Source organism: Nocardia acidivorans NBRC 108247 (assembly GCF_001625085.1).
GTDB classification, from domain to species: domain Bacteria; phylum Actinomycetota; class Actinomycetes; order Mycobacteriales; family Mycobacteriaceae; genus Nocardia; species Nocardia acidivorans.
In genome coordinates this window covers 49398-65641 of the sequence record NZ_BDAW01000025.1, presented here as the reverse complement: position 1 = coordinate 65641, position 16244 = coordinate 49398, and the positions used below count along the sequence as shown (strand labels likewise).

The window sequence follows — 16244 nt, the reverse complement described above, 5'->3', positions numbered from 1 at the left end:
CAGAACGAAACATATCGGCAATCGGTTCGACCCGCCCAACTTTTACGGTCTGTTCACCGGAGTCTTGACAGGTGCCGGGATATGTCCGCTAATGATCACCCATAGATCTGAAACGCTATTCCGCTCACGGAAACGGCGTGTAGCGCAACTGGAGTCGCGATGAACCTTCGAGGTTCGGCCCTGACCGTCCTGGCCGCCGTATGCGCCCTCGGAGCCGGCGGAATCGGTCCCGCCGCCGCATCGTCCACGCTCTCGGGAACGGTCGACATTCCCTGCGCCGCCGAGACCCTACGGCAGAGCGCCGACTGGTATCTGCCCGCCGGGCAGCCGCGGGGCCTGGTCTGGGTGCAGCACGGTTTCGCCAGGAGCAATGCCAATGTCGCCGCGCTCGCCGAAACACTCACCGACGCGGGGTATCTCGTCTTCGCACCCGCCCTGCCCTTCATGAATCCGGCCGGGTGCACGCTCCAGAACCTCGGCGACAATACCCCGTTCCTGAATCAGGTCGCCCAATTGTTCGCTACGGCCGCCGATCCCACCGGACCGCTCCAGCGCAGCCTCGCCGCGGCGGCGGGCGACGCGGGCCGAGCGGTGCCGGTGATGCCGCGCGAACTCGTCTTCATCGGTCATTCGGCCGGTGCGGAGGCGGTCGAATACGTCGCCCATCGCCTGCACACCGCCGCCCCGGACACCTGGGCGCACCTGCGCGGTCTGGTTCTGCTGGACGCGGTGAAGTCGTTCCTGGGCAACAACACCGACCGCGCGCTCGCGGACCTCGATGCCACCGGGCTGCCGATCCTCACCATCGCCGGGCCGCCTTCGCTGTGCAATAGCTTCGCCAGCGGAACGACGGCCCTGCAAACCCTGCTGCACCGTTCCTTCATCGGCGTCCGTCTGCCCGCGGGCGAACACACCGACGCCGAGGGCGCCAGCAGCGACGGCCTCGGCGAACTCCTCTGCGGCGTACCCCAAACCCTCAATGTGTCGGCCCTGCAACAGCTCACCACGGCCTGGACCGCCGATTTCCTCGACGGCACCCGCACCCCGGGCTACTACTCCGACGGCGCATCGATCGCCGGTTCCCTGCCCGCGCTCCCGTACGTCCAACCGTTGCACGGAGCCTGACGGGTAGCCGTCATTGCCCGGACAGAGCCTCTCGGAACCGTGCCGGGTCGAAGGGGACGGGGAGGCCGTGGCCCGGGACGAGGATTCGGGCGGGCTGGGTGACCAACCGCAATGCCGTGTCGTGCGTACCGGATTCGTCGTGGTTGAAGACGCTCGGCAGAATCTGCGGTCCGGTGCGCGGGGACAGCGGGTGGGCGGTGACCAGGGCGTCGCCGGAGAACAGCACGCCTTCGGATGGCATCAGATAGGCGGTGTGGCCGCTGGTATGCCCGGGGGCCGGAATCGCGATCAAACCTCCCGGCAGGGCCGCGAGGGTCTCGGCGCGTGCGGGGGTCGCCGTGGGCAGGGTCATGCGGATATGGCCGAAGATCGCGGGCAGGGTGTGCGAAACCCAGCGCCGCCCCCGTGCGGTCGCCAGCTGTTTGACCATGCCGACCGGCGAGATCTGTTGCAGGTATTCCCGTTTCGCGTGCCGCACCTCTTCCTCACCGGTGTAGACCGGCATTCCGGCCCGTTCGACGAGCGTGGGCACCCCGCCGATATGGTCCAGATGCGCATGGGTGATCAGCACGGCCGCGATATCACCCAGCCGATGCCCGATCTCGCCTACCGAGGCGATCACATCGGCACTGTCCGAGGGATACCCCGCATCGATGACGGCGACCCGAGACCCGTCACTCACCAGCGCCCAGTTCACATTCGTCCCGGCTACCACGTAGACGGAGTCGGAAATCTGGTCGATCTTCACAAGCCCTCGCTCATTTCGGCACACCGCGGCTCCCCAGGATAAGCCGCGCGTCCCGGAACCCCCATCCGCCACCCCATTGGAGGTTTCCCACAAAGCCATCTCCACACCTTCGTACCGGGTCGCCATCAGCCGATCTCGCTCCGGCTGTATATGTTGTGTGCAGCAGATAACGGAAAGCGGTTGAGTTACAACCGCTTTGAACGGACCAGCGCCGGTCCCCAGCTACTCGCCCGTCACCGGTCCGCACTCCACAGTCCTGCCATGTCGAAGGGAACCTTTGTGTCCACCACCCAGGAAAAGATCGTCGCCGGTATCGCCGAGATCATCGAGGAGGTCACCGGTATCGAAGCCTCCGAGGTAACCCTCGACAAACATTTCATCGACGACCTCGACATCGATTCGCTCTCCCTGGTCGAAATCGCCGTCCAGCTGGAGGACAAGTACAGCGTCAAAATCCCCGACGAAGACCTCGGCAACCTCCGCACCGTCGGCGACGCAGTCACCTACGTCCAGAAAATGGAAGCCGAAAACGCCGACCTCGCAGCCGAATTGCAGGCCAAGTACAACGAGGACCACACCGGGTAATGCCCGCTGGACCACGCGCCAGACTCATAGCCAGCACCATCACCACCGTCTCCGATCACGGCGTCCACGCCACCACCCTGGACGAACTGCTCCAGCGCGGCAACGCCTCCCCTGATTTCCTGCATCACCATTTCCCTTTGGGCAGAGACGAACTCGTGACGACCGCCGCGCGTTCGGTGTCGCGAATGGTGTATTCGCATATGTGCCGGATGGCGGATGCACTCGCGACCATGACCTCCGTCGAGGACTGGCTCGATCGGCTGTTCGCGGTGTGGCGCGGCCCGTGGGAGTCCACCCCCGCGACTCCTGAAACCCAACGGCGGCAGTCCTACTCCGTTGCGCCGGACAGCGTTCGGACCGCAGCGGAAACCGAGTCGCGCAATCGGGCCATCGAGTAGTCGGTTCCGAGGATCATGCGTCGCAGTTGCGGCATGGCCAGGCTCCATCCCACGAGGCCGAGGGTGAAGAACAGTAGGGCGCGCGGATCGTCGTCGCCGGTCGCGGTGGATTCGGCGGCGCGGATCTTGTCGAGGTAATGCTCGGTGCGGGCCTGTTCGTCGGGGACGGGGTCGTCGCCGAGTTCGAGCGCTTCCCACAGCAGCAGCCGCAGGGCTTCGGGATGGGCGCTGTGGTAATCGAACAGGGCGGCCGCGTAGGCATCGAGGTCCGCCTCGGCGCGGGGCGGGACGGCCTCGGCCAACTCGGCCATCAACCGTTCCAGCACCGCACCGAAGAGCGCCTTCTTATCACCGAAGTAGTCATAGATGGCTCGCTTGTTGGCCTGCGCGGCAGCCGCTATGCGGTCCACCCGTGCGCCCGCGACACCGTGGGTGGCGAATTCGGTCGCCGCCGCGGTGAGGATGCGTTCTTTGGTTGCCGCTGAGTCGTAAGCCACGTATCAGATTGTAACGAACCAGTTCGTTTGACATCGAAGCGCGGACACTTCTAGCATTCGAACTAACTGGTTCGATCGTTTGGAGATGGTGATGTCTACGACGCAAAGCCCGCCGACAATCCGGTCCGATAGCGGACCGCGGGTCCGCCCGGTGTTGTTCGCGGTGATGGCGATCTGCAGCGGCGTGACCGTGGCGAATGTGTATCTGGCACAACCGTTGCTGACGCTGTTCGCACGCGAATTCGGGGTCGCGCCCTCCGCGACGGGAGTGGTGGTGACCTGCGCGCAGTTCGGCTACGCGGCAGGAATCCTGTTCCTGGTGCCGCTCGGTGATGTGCGCCGGCGGCGGCCTCTGCTGACGGCGATGCTGACCGTCACCACGCTCGCGTTACTGTCGGCCGCGCTGGCGCCGGGACTGTCGTTGCTCGCGGCGGCCGCCGCGCTGGTGGGCGGATTCACCGTCGTCCCACAGGTACTCGTGCCGCTGGCCGCAGAGCTGGCCCCGCCGCAGCGGCGAGCCTCGATCGTGGCGGGGGTCCAGATCGGCCTGATGACCGGCATCATCGGGTCCAGGGTGATCGGCGGCGCCATCGGTGAGGTGCTGGGATGGCGTGCGGTCTACCTGCTCGCCGCCGCATTGACCGCGGCATCCGGGTTGCTCACCGTGGCCTTGATTCCACGAGAAGCCCAACGCGCCAACGTGATCGGCTACGGGCAACTGCTCGCGTCGCTGCCGCGATTGCTGCGCGGCGCACCGGCCCTGCGGCACTCCTGCCTGCTGCACGCGAGTCTGTTCGGCGCTTACAACGCCACCTGGACCTCGCTGGTCCTCGTACTCACCCACGACCCGTATCACTTCGGCACCGCGACCGCCGGTCTGTTCGGTGTGCTGGGACTCGCGGGCGCGGTCGCCGCGCCGTGGGCCGGACGGTTCATCGATCGGCGCGGTCCGCTGCCGATCATCACCGCGGCACTGGCGCTGACACTGGTCTCGGCGGGAGCCTATGCCCTCGGCGCAAGCGTGCTGGCGTCCATGATCGCGGCGATCGTCGCGGTCAATATCGCGGTGCAGTGGAGCCAGATCGCCAATCAGGCCCGCATCTTCGCCTACCTGCCCGAGGCGCGCAGCCGCGCCAACACCGTCTACATGGTCGCGGTCTTCCTCAGCGGCGCGATCTGCACCGCCGTCGCGGCGGCCTGCTACGCCGGGCTCGGCTGGACGGGCGTGTGCGCACTGCAAGCACTGCTGGCCGCCGCCGGACTGACCGTGCTGCCCCTCGCCCGGCGCTATGACCGAGACCACCACACTCCGGTAACAGCCTGAGCGCCAACGAATTTCCCAACCTCGAGACAGGAGACTCTCCAATGACCATGCCCGCCATGCCCGCCGCCGTCACACGCTTCTTCCTCGCCTCCCAGTCCGGTGATGCCGACGCCTGGGCCCGCGCCTTCGCCGTCGACGGCGTATTCCACGATCCGGTGGGCGAACCGCCGATCGTCGGCCGCCCCGCGATCCGCGAGTTCATCGCCTCGGTACTACCGAACTTCAGCCCCTTCCTCGGCCTGACCCCGCGCGAAGCCCACACCGTCGGCAACTCCGTCGCGGTCACCTGGTCCGGAGCCGCCGTCACCACCACCGGCACCCCGGTCAACTGGTCGGGCATCAACGTCTACGAGCTCGATGACGACGGCCTCATCCGTGAAGCCCGCGCCTATTTCAACCGAGCCGTCTTCCAAGCCCAACTCGACCGATAGGTCTCGGCCGCGGGTGCGACAACGGGTTCCGGGGTGCCGAGAGGGGTGCCGGGTCAGGCGCTGAGGGGGGTGGCGGTCGAGCGGTAGCCGAGGTTGCCGAGGACCTCGCCGGTGGCTTTGGCGAAGTTGAGGGTGATGAAGTGGAGGCAGGGGGCGCCTTCGGCGATGAGTCGGGCGGCCATTTCGGTGGCGATCTCGATACCGGCCGCGCGGACCGCGGCTTTGTCCTCCTCGGGGCCGGTGCCGGCCGCGCGGCGCAGGCGTTCGAGGACCCGGGGCGGGAGGGGGCGGCCGCTGAGTTCTTCGGCGCGGGCGACGGTGCGCAGGGAGGTGATCGGCATCAGTTCGGGGATGATGGGTTTCGCGCCTTCGACCGGGTCGTGGGCGATGAGGCGGTCGCGCAGGCGCAGGTAGTCCTCGACGTCGAAGAACATTTGCGTGATCGAATAGTCCGCTCCGGCACGGAGTTTCGCGGCGAGGAAGGCCGTATCGGTATCCAGATCGGGTGAGCGGTGGTGGCCCTGCGGGAAGGAGGCCACGCCGACATGGAAGTCGCCGAGGTCCCGGACGATTCGGACCAGTTCCTCGGCGTACTCGACGCCTTCGGGGTGCTTGGTCCAGGAGCCGAGCGGATCACCCGGCGGATCGCCGCGCAGGACGAGGATATTGCGGATGCCGCAGTCGGCGTAGGAGCCGACGAGAGAGCGCAATTCGGCGATGCTGTGGCCGACGGCCGTCAAGTGCGCTACCGGGAGCAAGGTCGTCTCCCGGGCGAGTTGTCCGGTGATCCGGGCGGTGCGGTCCTTGGTGGATCCACCCGCGCCGTAGGTCATGGAGACGAAGGCCGGGTGCATGCGCTCGAATTCGCGCACCGCGCGCCACAGCCGCGCTTCCCCGGCCGCGTCCCGGGGCGGATTGAATTCCACCGAGAACGGCACGCGTGCGCCGGAGTGCGCGCGCAGGCTCTTCACCACCGACGGGACGCCGGAGGTGATCGGTGCGATACGGGGGTGCGTGGAGCCGACCGCCGGAGCGGCAAAGTTGTTCTGCATCGCTGGTTTCCATGGTCGAAGCCGATGGTCGTCGCCGCGGCGCGGGTGTACGCGGACGGAGCCCTGAAAGCATCATCCCGTGCCCGGGTCCACTCGGCGTACTGCCCAATCCGCGAGGCCACGACCGCCGGATACGGCGTATCCGGCGCAACGGGCAGGCCTTCGGACTCATGGGCGCCGACCCGGCTCCGGGTCGACCCCGGCGCACCCGGCCGGGGCTGGACCTGTCGGTCGTCGCTTCCCGGGCAAGCGCCCAGTGCGTGTGACGACCGTCGTTCCCATTCACCGCTGCGGGACAGTCCCGGATTCCCACCGGGTTCCCTCTCACCTGTGCCGGGCACAGGTTTCGACGCTCACGATGGGTTCGGGGCTCCGTATGCCGCATCGTCAGCGAACCAGCTGCTCGAACAGGATAGCCGGAGTCGAGCCCGAATGCCGCCACCCGCTCGTACGGTGGGATTCAATACAGTGCGCCCGCCGTGGTCCGCAGCGTCCACGCGGGCGCGCGATGATGCAGCGTGGTGGCCGTCAACGGCGGAATATCGATGCGCCAGAAGGCTTGTGCGGGCGCGTCCAGGGTGCACAGCACCGCGGCCCGGACAAGCGCGGGATGGGTGACGGCGGTGATGTGCCGGCCGCTTCCTGCGAGCCCGCCCAGCCAGTCCCGCACCCGCTCGATCAGATCGGTGATCGATTCCCCGCCGTGCCCGCGGTAGCCCGGATCGGTGAGCCAGGCCATCAGATCCTCGGGCGCGAGGGCATCCATCCCCTGTCCGGCCCAGCCGCCGTGGTCGATATCGCGCAGCGCCGCATCCGGTTCACCGCTCAGCCCGAGCCCGGATGCCGTTGCCCGCGTACGGGTTTCGGGCGCGTACCGGATCACGGTGTGGTCGGCCCCCAGCAGGGAGCCGACCTTGGCGATGGTCCGGTCGCCGAGCGCGTTGAGCGGCTCGTCGACCGGAAACCGAGCGCCCTGCACGGCGTCGGTGATCGCATGGGTGATCAGCGTCAGCCGCGTTACCGCACTCATGCGGCCTGCACGGGTGCGCCGGACTGCGACAGCTCGGCGTGTTCACCGAGCAGGCGCGGGGCCGGCCAGGCGAACCCGACTCCGATAACCGCCCACATGATCAGCTGCGCGGCCAAGGAGTACAGCCGGAAGTGATACAGATCGTCGGCCGGGAAGCCGGGAAAGACGATCTTCCCCGGGGGATCGCCAGCAGCGCGAGGAGGCCGGTGCCCGCGAGCCGGAGCGCGGTGGTGGGCAGGGCCGGCGAGCCGGTGCCCAGTCCGGAACGAGGGACATAAGAGGTTGCCACGATGACTCCTCGAGTTCGTGGGGATGTGCGCGTCCCCGTCGTTGTATCGAACGCGATGCGAGGGTCTGACTCGCCCCTACCGGGCTGGCAGGAGCACACGCACTTCATGACCCTGCTCGTGCAGGCGTTGGACGATCAGTCTGCCCGGGACACCGGTCCCCCCGGTCACCAGGATTTCACTCACAAGTATCAACGCCTACCGTCGAAACCTGACCCTACGCAATGCCTGTTGCCACCGTTGTGACCTCAGTCATGCCCCGGATCAACCGCCGTCGTCTCACTCTCCGCTGCAAGAAGCGCTACCCGACTTGAGCTATCTGCACCGCGAGCCCACGGGAAACCCGCGCACTTGGCACCGGAAGGTCCCGGACAGTCCCCAATGAGGCAACGACTCGCTGTTCCCGGGCATCTTGACGTGAGGCAACAGGTCGCTGTCTCAGTGCGTGGATCGGCAACATCGCATCCATCGGTCAGGCGACGACGGAACGCTGTGGCACGCCGATATATTCGCTCAGCGGCCGGATCAGCGCATTGGATTCGCCCTGTTCGATGATGTGCGCGGTCCAGCCGGTGATGCGGCTCATCACGAAGATGGGCGTGAACGCCTCGATATCGAAGCCGGCCGTGGATCGCGCCATGCGCGGGGAGGGCGCGCCCGCGCCCATCTGGGAGGCGTGATCGCCTGGCTGCTCGGCGGTCCGACCGCGGAATACGCTGTGCCGCTGCCCGGTCCGGGCGAGCCCAAGCGCGGCATCCTGGACACCTACACCAAGGAGCACTCCGCCGAATACCAGAGTCGGGCCCCGATCGATCTGGCGTTCCGGCTGCGCGAGCGGATCGGTGATCTGGATCAGATCGCCTCGATCGTGCTGCACACCAGCCACCACACCCACTATGTGATCGGCACCGGGTCCAATGACCCGCAGAAGTTCGACCCCAAGGCTTCTCGCGAAACCCTCGATCACTCGATCACGTACATCTTCGCGGGCGCGTTGCAGGACGGCGGCTGGCATCACGAGCGGTCCTACGCGCCGGAGCGGGCGCAGCGGCCGGACACCATCGCGCTGTGGAACAAGATCGCCACCGCGGAGGATCCGGAGTGGACGCGCCGCTACCACGCCGATCGGCGCGGGCTGCAAGGTGTGCGAGCGGGCCGATTGCGCGCAGCGCGCGTTCCCGCAGCTCGGGCGTCCCATTCAGGTGGACGACAATCGCGCCCTCACCGTTCCCTACGCACCCGCCGCGCGCTCATGATCGACGATCTCGGGGCTCCGACCGGTTCGGACCGGTCTCGCTACGGGCTGGGCTGCGGAACGTTGACATCGCAGTCCCTGACCTTGGGGTTCGCGCCCATATAGTTCAACGGCCCCGCGATGATGGTCACCGCGATGGTGCCGGTGCTCGCGCAGTTGGTGGGGGCGCTGTCGAAGTAGTGGCGCTGTCCGGCGGCCACCGCACCGATGATCAGCCAGACCACCAGCAGCAAGCCGACCAGGCCCGCGAGGCTGGATCGGCTGCCGCGCACCATTCGTCGGTCGTCATATGCGTTCATTGTTCAACTCCATGGTGAGTTATGCGGTGCCGGCGCGGTTTCGAACCGGCGGTGGAATCAGTAGTGGAATCAGTGCGGAGCGGTGGCGAGCTGGGCCTGCCACATCCACTGGAGCTTTTCGAGTCGAGCCACCATCTCGATGAACAGGTCCTGGGTCACCGGATCGGCCTTCTCGGTGGCGTCGATCCGGACGCGCAGGCGTGCGATCACAATGGCGAGATTGCCGACGATGGCCTGGATCACCGCATCATCGGCCTGCCAGCCCTCCGGGAATCCGATGGTGCCGGTACCCCGGGCCACCGTCACCGCGCGCCCGTCGGGGCTTACGCCCACCGCGGTGGCGCGTTCGGCGGCGGCATCGGTGAATTCGCGGGTGGCCGCGACCAGCTCGTCCAATGCCAGGTGCACGGAGCGGAAGTGGCGGCCGATCACATTCCAATGCGCCTGTTTGGCGATGAGTGACAGGTCGATGAGGTCGATGACGGTGGCGCAGAGCGCGTCTCCGGTGATCTTCTGCGCCTGCGGCTCCAGGGTGCTGGTGATGGGTTCCGGCACGTGCGACTCCTTTCCTTGCGTTATTCGCCGCAATACCCGGCATCGGGCGGCTCAATCCGAATAGTGACCGTGGCATTCGGTTTCGTCGGCGAGTGTGCGGCTATAGCCCGACCATGACCTCTCTGTGGATGAAGGACGCCGAGACCCCGGCGCGGTTGCGGTTGACCCCCGGGTCCCGGTTCGACACCGTCGTGATCGGCGCCGGGATCACCGGGCTGGTGACGGCGCTGCTGCTGGCCGAGAGCGGGGCCGAGGTGGCGGTCGTCGAGGGGCGGCGCATCGGTGAATCCACCACGGGCGCCTCGACCGGCAAGGTCAGCCTGTTGCAGGGGACGCGTGCGCAGCGGATTCGCCGGCGGCACGGGGATCGGGCGCTGATCAACTATGTCGAGGCGAATCAGGCCGGGCGGCAATGGTTGTTGCGGTATTGCGAGGAGCATTCGCTGCCCGTGCAGCGCGAGTCGGCGGTCACCTACGCGCAGAGCGCCGGTGAGAAATCCGCTGTGCGAAAGGAATTGGAAGCACTGCGGGTGGCACGACTGCCCGTGGAGTCCATGACCGAGGCCGATGTCCCGTTCCCGTTCTTCGGCGCGGTGACCCTGTTCGATCAGGCCCAGCTCGATCCGATCGCCCTGCTGGCCGCGCTCGCCGCCGAGGTGGAGGCCCATACCGCGCCGATCTTCGAATCGACGCTGGTGCACAATGTGCACGAGGGCGAGCACGGCGAATTGCGGGTGGAGACCGAGCACGGCGATATCACCGCGCGCACGGTCGTCATCGCCACCGGCACACCGTTTCTCGATCGCGGCGGATACTTCGCGCGGCTGGTGCCGCGGCGCTCGTACCTGTCCGCATTCCGGGTCACCGAGCCGATTCCGCAGCCGATGTTCCTCAGCGCGGGCAGTCCCACCCGATCGGTGCGGTACGCCCCGACCCCCGAGGGGGATGTGCTGATGGTGGGCGGGCACGGCCATGTCGTCGGCCGCGCGCCCTCGGCCCAGCGGCACGCCGACGAACTGATCGAATGGACCCGGCGCTGGTTCCCCAGCGCCGAACCGCTGCACAGTTGGTCCGCCCAGGATTATCTGCCGATCGACGAGCTGCCCTATGTGGGGCCGCTGTTGCCCGGCCGTGAGCAGATCCTGGTGGCCACCGGTTATGCCAAATGGGGATTGACGAACGGTGTCGCGGCCGCGCTCGCGCTGGCGGGCCGGGTCACCGGTAAGCCACCGGCCTGGGCGGGTTCGCTGAGCAGCTGGCGAACCTCGGAGCTGCGTTCGCTGCCGACCGCCGTCTCCGCGAACGCCTCCGTCGCACGGCAGTTGCTCACCGGATGGCGGCATGCGCTGGGTTCGGGGCGGGGTGCGCTGCCCGCCGAGGGACAGGGGCGGATCGAGCGGCACGGGGTCATGCCGACGGCTGTGTCGACCGTCGACGGCGTCACCACCGAGATCTCGGCGGTCTGCCCGCATCTGGGTGGGATTCTGTGCTGGAACGATGCCGAGAAATCGTGGGATTGCCCGCTGCACGGTTCCCGCTTCGCGCCCGACGGCACCCTGCTGGACGGTCCGGCCAGTTCGTCGCTGCGCCCACTGGCCTCGCCGTACCGGGCGCCGAACTGGCTGCCCGGTACGGAGCGGTGACCGCTACTTCTTCGGCACCAGAATCCCGGTGAGGTCGGCATTGCGAATCGGAGTGTCGGGATTGGCCTGCGCCTGACACATGAGCCCGATGGCGGCGATGGCGGCATCGACGCCGTTGGCATCCGGTGTCGGGGTCACCTTGGTGTCGTTCTCCAAATACTTCCGCACGGTGACCCGCTGCTTGTCCTTGTCCTGGGCCGTGAATTCACTGCAGGGCGTATCCCCGCCCTTGTTGACCGCTTCCTTGGCCTGCTCACACCCGCTGACCAGCGTACCCACCACCAGCGCGGCCATCAGCGCCGTCCCAGTTCCCATCGACCAGCTGCGCATATTTCCTCCAGTGCGAGTAGTTCAGTGGACTATCCACGGACTATCCACGCAATATCCCCTGTGCATCGCCGCAAACCGCCGCCCCACGCCGACCGACCGGCCGTGCCAACTCGCCGACCCGCAGTGCCAGCCGGTTCGCCCGGTTCGACGGCGACCGAAATGTCGGTGAGACTCGTTGTGACCGGCAGTGATTCATGGATACGGGAATTACGACCGGTCTGCTCCGGGCATGGCGCGGCGCACCGAAGCGCGCACTGTGCAGGGAAGGCACTTCGCGTCGCCGAAGCCCACGCAGACGGCTCCGATGACATGGGGTGCTCATCCGGCGGTGCCCAGCGGGACGTCGGATAGAAGTGCTGGTGCCGGGAGTAAAAACGAAACGGCCCGGAGGCCCCTCGGCTTCCGGGCCGTTGTCCACTGCCGAGGTACTCTCCAGCCCGCCGAGCACGGCCCCGCCGACCTCCCGGCACGGCCCCGCCGACCATCTCGCGGCACGGCCCCACCGACCATCACCCGGCACGGCCCACCGACCATCACCCGGCACGGCCCCGCCGACCATCTCGCGGCACGGCCCCACCGACCATCACCCGGCACGGCCCCGCCGACCATCTCGCGGCACGGCCCCGCCGACCATCACCCGGCACGGCCCACCAATCATCACCCGACATGGCCCCACTGACCGCCACCACCCACTGCCCAATCGCGCTGGCGTGCAGCGATACCCATCGACCCGGCGCGTGCCAATCCCCATCACCCAGGCGAGTGCCGATCCCCGCCATCCCCGCACAAACCGATACCCTCATCAGCGCACACGCCTATCACCCGCAGCGCACGCCCCAATCCCCGGTCATCCCGGCATGCGCCAACCCCCGCCATCCCCGCATAGGCCGATACCCTCATCAGCGCACGCCCCAATCACCGTCATCGAGCACGCGCCAATCTCTTCAGCAGGCGTGCGCCAACCCTCGTCATCCCGGCGTGCTTTGGGCCGGTGCCAAACCACTCGCCCGCACCGCCATCAAATGCACACCGCCACGCAACTCCCGCAGCGCCTGAATCAAATGCGTAATGCGCGCCGGAGCATCCAGGGCCCTTGTGCGGCAACGTCATCGGCGAGTCGACGACCTGGGCCGGATCCACACCCCGCGATGCCGACCGGGCCTGGCAGACTCCGTCGGTATGAACCAGGATCCGAAGGTCGCCTCCATAACTTGCGGTGCGCGCGAGCGCAGTCAGCCGGAGGCGCTCGCGCGAGCCGGGCGGATCGGGGCGGCGGTGCTGGCCGCGGGGATCGGGCGGGGCGACAAATGTGTCATCATGGCGCGCAATGACATCGAGTTTCTCGAGGTTTCGGTGGGGATCGCCGCGACGGGCGGGAATCCACTGCCGATCAATACCCGGTGGGTGGCGGGTGAGGTCGCGCATGTGCTGAGTGATGCGCAGGTGCGGCTGATATTCGCGCATACCGAGTTCGTGCCGGTGGTGGAGGCGGCGTGTGAGCTGGCCGGGAGCGCGGCGCGGATTGTCGAGATCGCCATGGCCCCTGAGCTTCTCGCCGAAGGCGGCTGGGATGCGGGGTTGGCGGAGCCGACGGGGCGATACGAGCTGTTGCAGGAGTGGATCGATGCGCATCCGGAGCCGGTCGGGCATATCGAGGGCGCGATCTCGGATTCCATGGGCGTCATCTACACCTCCGGGACCACCGGCAAGCCCAAAGGCGTTGCGCGCGAGAAGATGTCTGCGCACCAGCTGTTGAGCATCGCGGGCGCGACGGCGCAGCGGATGGGTTTGGCCCCGGGCGTGCCGATGCTGGTGGCCGGACCGCTCTATCACACATCCCCCAATGCCGTTGCGGTGCTGGGTCTTCGGATGGGCGCGAATATCGTGATCATGCCGAAATGGAATGCGCGGGTCTTCCTGCGATTGGTCGACCGGCATCGCATTCAGCAGGTCAAGATCGTGCCGACCATGGTGTCGCGCATTCTCAGCGTGCCCGCGCACGAGCGTGCGCGGTACGACCTGTCCAGCCTGACGCACGTGATCCATTCGGCCGCACCGTGTCCGCCCGCGCTCAAACGCGCCGCCATCGAACTGTTCGGTGACGCGCTGTGGGAGTTCTACGGTTGCAGTGAGGCGGGCACCATCACCTGGATCAGCGCCGCGGAGTGGCTCGCGCATCCGGGCAGCGTGGGCCGCCCGGCCGACGGCTCGGCGGTTCTCATCGGCGATGAGCACGGAAATCCGTTGCCCGCCGGGCAGATCGGCCGGGTCTGGGTGCGCGGGGCGGACTACTGGCCGCGCTTCGAGTACCTGAATCAGGGCGCACCCGACTCCCCCGTCGAGGGCATGCTGTGGGTCGGCGATCTCGGCCGTCTCGACGAGGACGGCTACCTGTATCTCACCGGCCGCGATGCCGAGGTGGTGATCCGCGGCGGGGTGAACATCTACCCCGCCGAGATCGAGAATGCCATTGCCGCATTGGACGGTGTCGAAGACGTCGCGGTGTTCGGCATTCCCGATCCCGGCGATATGGGCGAGCTGGTGGCCGCGCACATCCTGCCCCGGCCCGGCGCGGACCTCACCGAACGCGGTGTGCGCGAAGCCCTTTCCGGCTCACTGGCCACATACAAGCTGCCGTCCCGCATCACCATCGTGGACGCCTTGCCGCGCGATGACAGCGGCAAGGTCTACAAACGCCAACTCCGCGCTCTCGCGGAGTGACCCGGGGGTTCAGCGGATGGTGCCCGCCCCCGCGATCAGCGGAAGGTCCAGGGCGGTAACCCATCCCGGCCGCAGCGCGTTCACCGCGGGTACCGCGTTGAGCGCGCGCATTCCGGTGGCGAGGCATCCGGCCACCGCGGGTGCGCGCCCGGAACCATCGGTGAACCGGAACGAGGTCTCCTGCGAGATGGACGGCGAGCCGATGATGTCGACGCGGTAGACATCGTCCTTGACCCCGGCGGGCCATTCGGGCGCGGCATCGAGCCCGATCCGATTCACGTGTTCGAGGGTGATCACCTCGCGATCGTGGTAGATCCCGTTGATGGTGAAGCGGATCGCGGCGACCGTGCCCGCCTTGATGATTCCCTTGGCGCACGGCCGATCCTCGGGCGTGACCCACTTGTCCCAGGTGGTGGTGATGGTATCCAGTTCGATGCCGACCGCCCGCGCGATCATCGGCACCGTCGGCCCCCACGCCATGATCAGCAAGTCGGGATGTTCGAGCATGGCCTTGAACTCCGGCGGATACCCGATGCCCATCTCGAATTCGTAGTCACCCTCGTAATCGGTGTAGTCCAGCAGCTCCGAGGCGCGCACGGAGTGCACCTCACCGCAGAGTCCCATGAGCGTCATGGGGAACAGATCATTGGCGAACCCCGGGTCGATGCCGGTGGTGAAGCACGAAGACCCGCCCGCCGCACAGGCTTTGGTGATCGGATCGCGCCACACGTCGGGCAGTTGCTTGATCTCGGGGTACACCCACGGCGTCATGGCGGTCGAGCAGACGTCGATCCCGGCGCGCAGGAACGCGGTCATGACCCGGATGTTCTCGTCGGCGAACTGCGCGGTCGGCCCGTAGTGCACCAGCGCGTCCGGCCGCAGCGCGATCAGCTCATCGACCGAATCAGTCGCCAGCACACCGGTTTTCGGCTGCCCGCACAGATCACCGGCATCCTTGCCGACCTTGTCGGGATTGCTCACCCCGACGCCGACCAGTTCGAAGAGCGGGTGGCGCAGGATCTCGGTCAGCACCATGGAGCCGACAACGCCGGTGCCCCACAGCACGATTCGCTTCTTCACGGGCACTCCTGGATTCATCGGTGGAATTCACCGCAGTCGACGGTCAACATCTGGCCGGTGACCGCGCTGGCGAGATCGCTGGCCAGGAAAAGCGCTGCGCGCGCGACCTCTTCGGGTCCGGCGAGGCGGCGCAGATCGGTCGGCGCGGCCTTCTGCCGGTAGATGTCCTCGTGCGTGGTTCCGGCCTGGCCGGCCAGCCAGTCGAAGTACGCTTTGTTGATGTCCTCGTACACATAGGACGGCGCGACACTGTTCACGCGGATACCGCGCGGGCCGAGTTCGGTCGCCAGCGAGGAAGCCAGGTGTGAGAGCGCGCCTTTGGAGAGCTTGTACCCGGAGAACTCCGGCTGCGAGCTGTACGAGACGCAGGAGTTCAGCATGATGATCGACCCGCGTGTCTGCTCCAGCGCATCGGCGAACAGCGCCGACAGTCGCAGCGGCGCGAAGACATTGGTCTCATTGGCGACGCGCAGCGCTTCGATCTCGATCTCGGTGATCGGATTCATCGGCGGAATGGCGAAGGCATTGTTGATCAGGCAGTCGACCCGCCCGAACTCCCCCACCGCACGCTCCACCAGCGCCCGGCGCTGTGTCTCGTCGGTGATGTCGGTCGGCGCGACCAGTGCGTTGCGCCCCAGCGAGCGCACTTCGGCGGCGAGCTTCTCCAACCGCGATTCGGTGCGACTGACCAGCACCAGATCGGCCCCCATCCGGGCCGCCTCCACGGTCAGCGAATGACCAAGTCCGGGACCGATACCCGACACCACGATGACTTTGTCCTGCAAGAGCGGCACCGGCCGATAGGTCTCGGTGAGATGCGGGGCAGCAGACACGATAACTCCTCGAGCCGCAGCAGTTACAGAGTGTAACGGCTTTGCTGTGAC

The 16244-nt window shown here is 67.2% G+C and carries 19 protein-coding genes, 2 pseudogenes and 1 riboswitch; of the genes and pseudogenes, 8 read left to right on the top strand and 13 right to left on the bottom strand.

Going from position 1 to position 16244, the window contains the following annotated elements; translation table 11 throughout:
* Positions 1-159: 159 nt before the first annotated feature.
* Entirely contained in the window at positions 160-1125 is a 966-nt protein-coding gene (locus tag NA10_RS15365; protein WP_067568509.1) for an alpha/beta fold hydrolase, read from the top strand.
* Positions 1126-1135: 10 nt separating this feature from the next.
* On the opposite strand, the gene NA10_RS15360 is transcribed toward NA10_RS15365, so the two are convergent.
* The gene (locus NA10_RS15360) at positions 1136-1873 is read right to left on the bottom strand and encodes an MBL fold metallo-hydrolase (protein ID WP_067568508.1); all 738 of its coding nucleotides are present in this window, start codon (positions 1871-1873) and stop codon (positions 1136-1138) included.
* Positions 1874-2152: 279 nt separating this feature from the next.
* Between NA10_RS15360 and acpM the strand changes: the two genes are divergently transcribed.
* Both acpM and NA10_RS36730 read left to right on the top strand, forming a co-directional pair.
* A complete protein-coding gene (gene acpM, locus NA10_RS15355; RefSeq protein WP_067568507.1) occupies positions 2153-2458 on the top strand; it encodes a meromycolate extension acyl carrier protein AcpM in 306 nt (101 codons plus the stop codon).
* Positions 2458-2856, top strand: a complete 399-nt coding sequence (locus NA10_RS36730) for a TetR/AcrR family transcriptional regulator (RefSeq protein ID WP_157556528.1) — start codon at positions 2458-2460, stop codon at positions 2854-2856. Before acpM ends, NA10_RS36730 begins: the two co-directional genes overlap by 1 nt.
* Here the strand turns inward: NA10_RS36730 and NA10_RS15350 are convergent.
* Positions 2787-3353, bottom strand: coding sequence for a TetR/AcrR family transcriptional regulator (locus NA10_RS15350; protein ID WP_067568506.1), 567 nt, complete (start codon positions 3351-3353; stop codon positions 2787-2789). The two genes, NA10_RS36730 and NA10_RS15350, sit on opposite strands and share 70 nt — an antisense overlap.
* 166 nt (positions 3354-3519) lie before the next feature.
* On the opposite strand from NA10_RS15350, the gene NA10_RS15345 reads away from it, so the two are divergent.
* Both NA10_RS15345 and NA10_RS15340 read left to right on the top strand, forming a co-directional pair.
* Entirely contained in the window at positions 3520-4677 is a 1158-nt protein-coding gene (locus NA10_RS15345) for an MFS transporter (RefSeq protein WP_169812585.1), read from the top strand.
* Between the two features lie 41 nt (positions 4678-4718).
* Positions 4719-5108, top strand: a complete 390-nt coding sequence (locus NA10_RS15340; protein WP_067568504.1) for a nuclear transport factor 2 family protein — start codon at positions 4719-4721, stop codon at positions 5106-5108.
* Between the two features lie 53 nt (positions 5109-5161).
* Here the strand turns inward: NA10_RS15340 and NA10_RS15335 are convergent, their stop codons facing one another.
* From NA10_RS15335 to NA10_RS15325, 5 genes and pseudogenes are all read right to left on the bottom strand, one after another.
* Complete coding sequence (locus tag NA10_RS15335) at positions 5162-6160, bottom strand: methylenetetrahydrofolate reductase (protein WP_084514722.1); 999 nt, start codon at positions 6158-6160, stop codon at positions 5162-5164.
* Positions 6161-6296: 136 nt separating this feature from the next.
* Positions 6297-6520: riboswitch (cobalamin riboswitch) on the bottom strand.
* A 100-nt stretch (positions 6521-6620) separates the two neighbouring features.
* Positions 6621-7190: a histidine phosphatase family protein gene (locus tag NA10_RS15330; RefSeq protein ID WP_067568503.1), complete on the bottom strand. Its 570-nt coding sequence runs from the start codon at positions 7188-7190 to the stop codon at positions 6621-6623.
* On the bottom strand, positions 7187-7504 hold the full coding sequence (locus NA10_RS39540; protein WP_084514721.1) for a CbtA family protein: 318 nt from the start codon (positions 7502-7504) through the stop codon (positions 7187-7189). Before NA10_RS39540 ends, NA10_RS15330 begins: the two co-directional genes overlap by 4 nt.
* 51 nt (positions 7505-7555) lie before the next feature.
* The gene (locus NA10_RS36720) at positions 7556-7648 is read right to left on the bottom strand and encodes a hypothetical protein (protein ID WP_245677276.1); all 93 of its coding nucleotides are present in this window, start codon (positions 7646-7648) and stop codon (positions 7556-7558) included.
* A 301-nt stretch (positions 7649-7949) separates the two neighbouring features.
* Positions 7950-8099 (bottom strand): annotated as a pseudogene (locus NA10_RS15325) (citrate/2-methylcitrate synthase); the annotation flags it as partial.
* 1 nt (position 8100) lies between these two features.
* On the opposite strand from NA10_RS15325, the pseudogene NA10_RS35620 reads away from it, so the two are divergent.
* A pseudogene (locus NA10_RS35620) lies at positions 8101-8600 on the top strand (MmgE/PrpD family protein); the annotation flags it as partial.
* A gap of 173 nt (positions 8601-8773) precedes the next feature.
* Here NA10_RS35620 and NA10_RS35610 read toward each other — a convergent pair.
* Complete coding sequence (locus tag NA10_RS35610; protein WP_245677246.1) at positions 8774-9031, bottom strand: hypothetical protein; 258 nt, start codon at positions 9029-9031, stop codon at positions 8774-8776.
* A gap of 69 nt (positions 9032-9100) precedes the next feature.
* Entirely contained in the window at positions 9101-9586 is a 486-nt protein-coding gene (locus NA10_RS15315) for a Dps family protein (protein ID WP_067568500.1), read from the bottom strand.
* A 113-nt stretch (positions 9587-9699) separates the two neighbouring features.
* On the opposite strand from NA10_RS15315, the gene NA10_RS15310 reads away from it, so the two are divergent.
* Positions 9700-11229, top strand: coding sequence for an FAD-dependent oxidoreductase (locus NA10_RS15310; protein WP_067568499.1), 1530 nt, complete (start codon positions 9700-9702; stop codon positions 11227-11229).
* Positions 11230-11232: 3 nt separating this feature from the next.
* Here the strand turns inward: NA10_RS15310 and NA10_RS15305 are convergent, their stop codons facing one another.
* Positions 11233-11559 carry a hypothetical protein gene (locus tag NA10_RS15305; protein ID WP_245677242.1) on the bottom strand — a complete coding sequence of 109 codons (327 nt, stop codon included), beginning with the start codon at positions 11557-11559 and terminating at the stop codon, positions 11233-11235.
* Between the two features lie 968 nt (positions 11560-12527).
* Positions 12528-12647: a helix-turn-helix domain-containing protein gene (locus tag NA10_RS39535; protein ID WP_373862378.1), complete on the bottom strand. Its 120-nt coding sequence runs from the start codon at positions 12645-12647 to the stop codon at positions 12528-12530.
* 91 nt (positions 12648-12738) lie between these two features.
* On the opposite strand from NA10_RS39535, the gene NA10_RS15300 reads away from it, so the two are divergent.
* On the top strand, positions 12739-14280 hold the full coding sequence (locus NA10_RS15300; RefSeq protein ID WP_067568498.1) for an AMP-binding protein: 1542 nt from the start codon (positions 12739-12741) through the stop codon (positions 14278-14280).
* 9 nt (positions 14281-14289) lie between these two features.
* Here NA10_RS15300 and NA10_RS15295 read toward each other — a convergent pair whose 3' ends face one another.
* Complete coding sequence (locus tag NA10_RS15295; protein WP_067568497.1) at positions 14290-15378, bottom strand: NAD(P)H-dependent amine dehydrogenase family protein; 1089 nt, start codon at positions 15376-15378, stop codon at positions 14290-14292.
* Positions 15375-16193, bottom strand: coding sequence for an SDR family oxidoreductase (locus tag NA10_RS15290; protein ID WP_245677239.1), 819 nt, complete (start codon positions 16191-16193; stop codon positions 15375-15377). Before NA10_RS15290 ends, NA10_RS15295 begins: the two co-directional genes overlap by 4 nt.
* Positions 16194-16244 lie beyond the last annotated feature (51 nt).

Coding starts and splice junctions, on each gene's coding strand:
- NA10_RS15365 (WP_067568509.1), top strand. CDS start 160: ATGAACCTTCGAGGTTCGGCCCTGACCGTCCTGGCCGCCGTATGCGCC.
- NA10_RS36730 (WP_157556528.1), top strand. CDS start 2,458: ATGCCCGCTGGACCACGCGCCAGACTCATAGCCAGCACCATCACCACC.
- NA10_RS15345 (WP_169812585.1), top strand. CDS start 3,520: ATGGCGATCTGCAGCGGCGTGACCGTGGCGAATGTGTATCTGGCACAA.
- NA10_RS15340 (WP_067568504.1), top strand. CDS start 4,719: ATGACCATGCCCGCCATGCCCGCCGCCGTCACACGCTTCTTCCTCGCC.
- NA10_RS15335 (WP_084514722.1), bottom strand. CDS start 6,160: ATGCAGAACAACTTTGCCGCTCCGGCGGTCGGCTCCACGCACCCCCGT.
- NA10_RS15330 (WP_067568503.1), bottom strand. CDS start 7,190: ATGAGTGCGGTAACGCGGCTGACGCTGATCACCCATGCGATCACCGAC.
- NA10_RS35610 (WP_245677246.1), bottom strand. CDS start 9,031: ATGAACGCATATGACGACCGACGAATGGTGCGCGGCAGCCGATCCAGC.
- NA10_RS15310 (WP_067568499.1), top strand. CDS start 9,700: ATGACCTCTCTGTGGATGAAGGACGCCGAGACCCCGGCGCGGTTGCGG.
- NA10_RS15305 (WP_245677242.1), bottom strand. CDS start 11,559: ATGCGCAGCTGGTCGATGGGAACTGGGACGGCGCTGATGGCCGCGCTG.
- NA10_RS15300 (WP_067568498.1), top strand. CDS start 12,739: ATGAACCAGGATCCGAAGGTCGCCTCCATAACTTGCGGTGCGCGCGAG.
- NA10_RS15295 (WP_067568497.1), bottom strand. CDS start 15,378: ATGAATCCAGGAGTGCCCGTGAAGAAGCGAATCGTGCTGTGGGGCACC.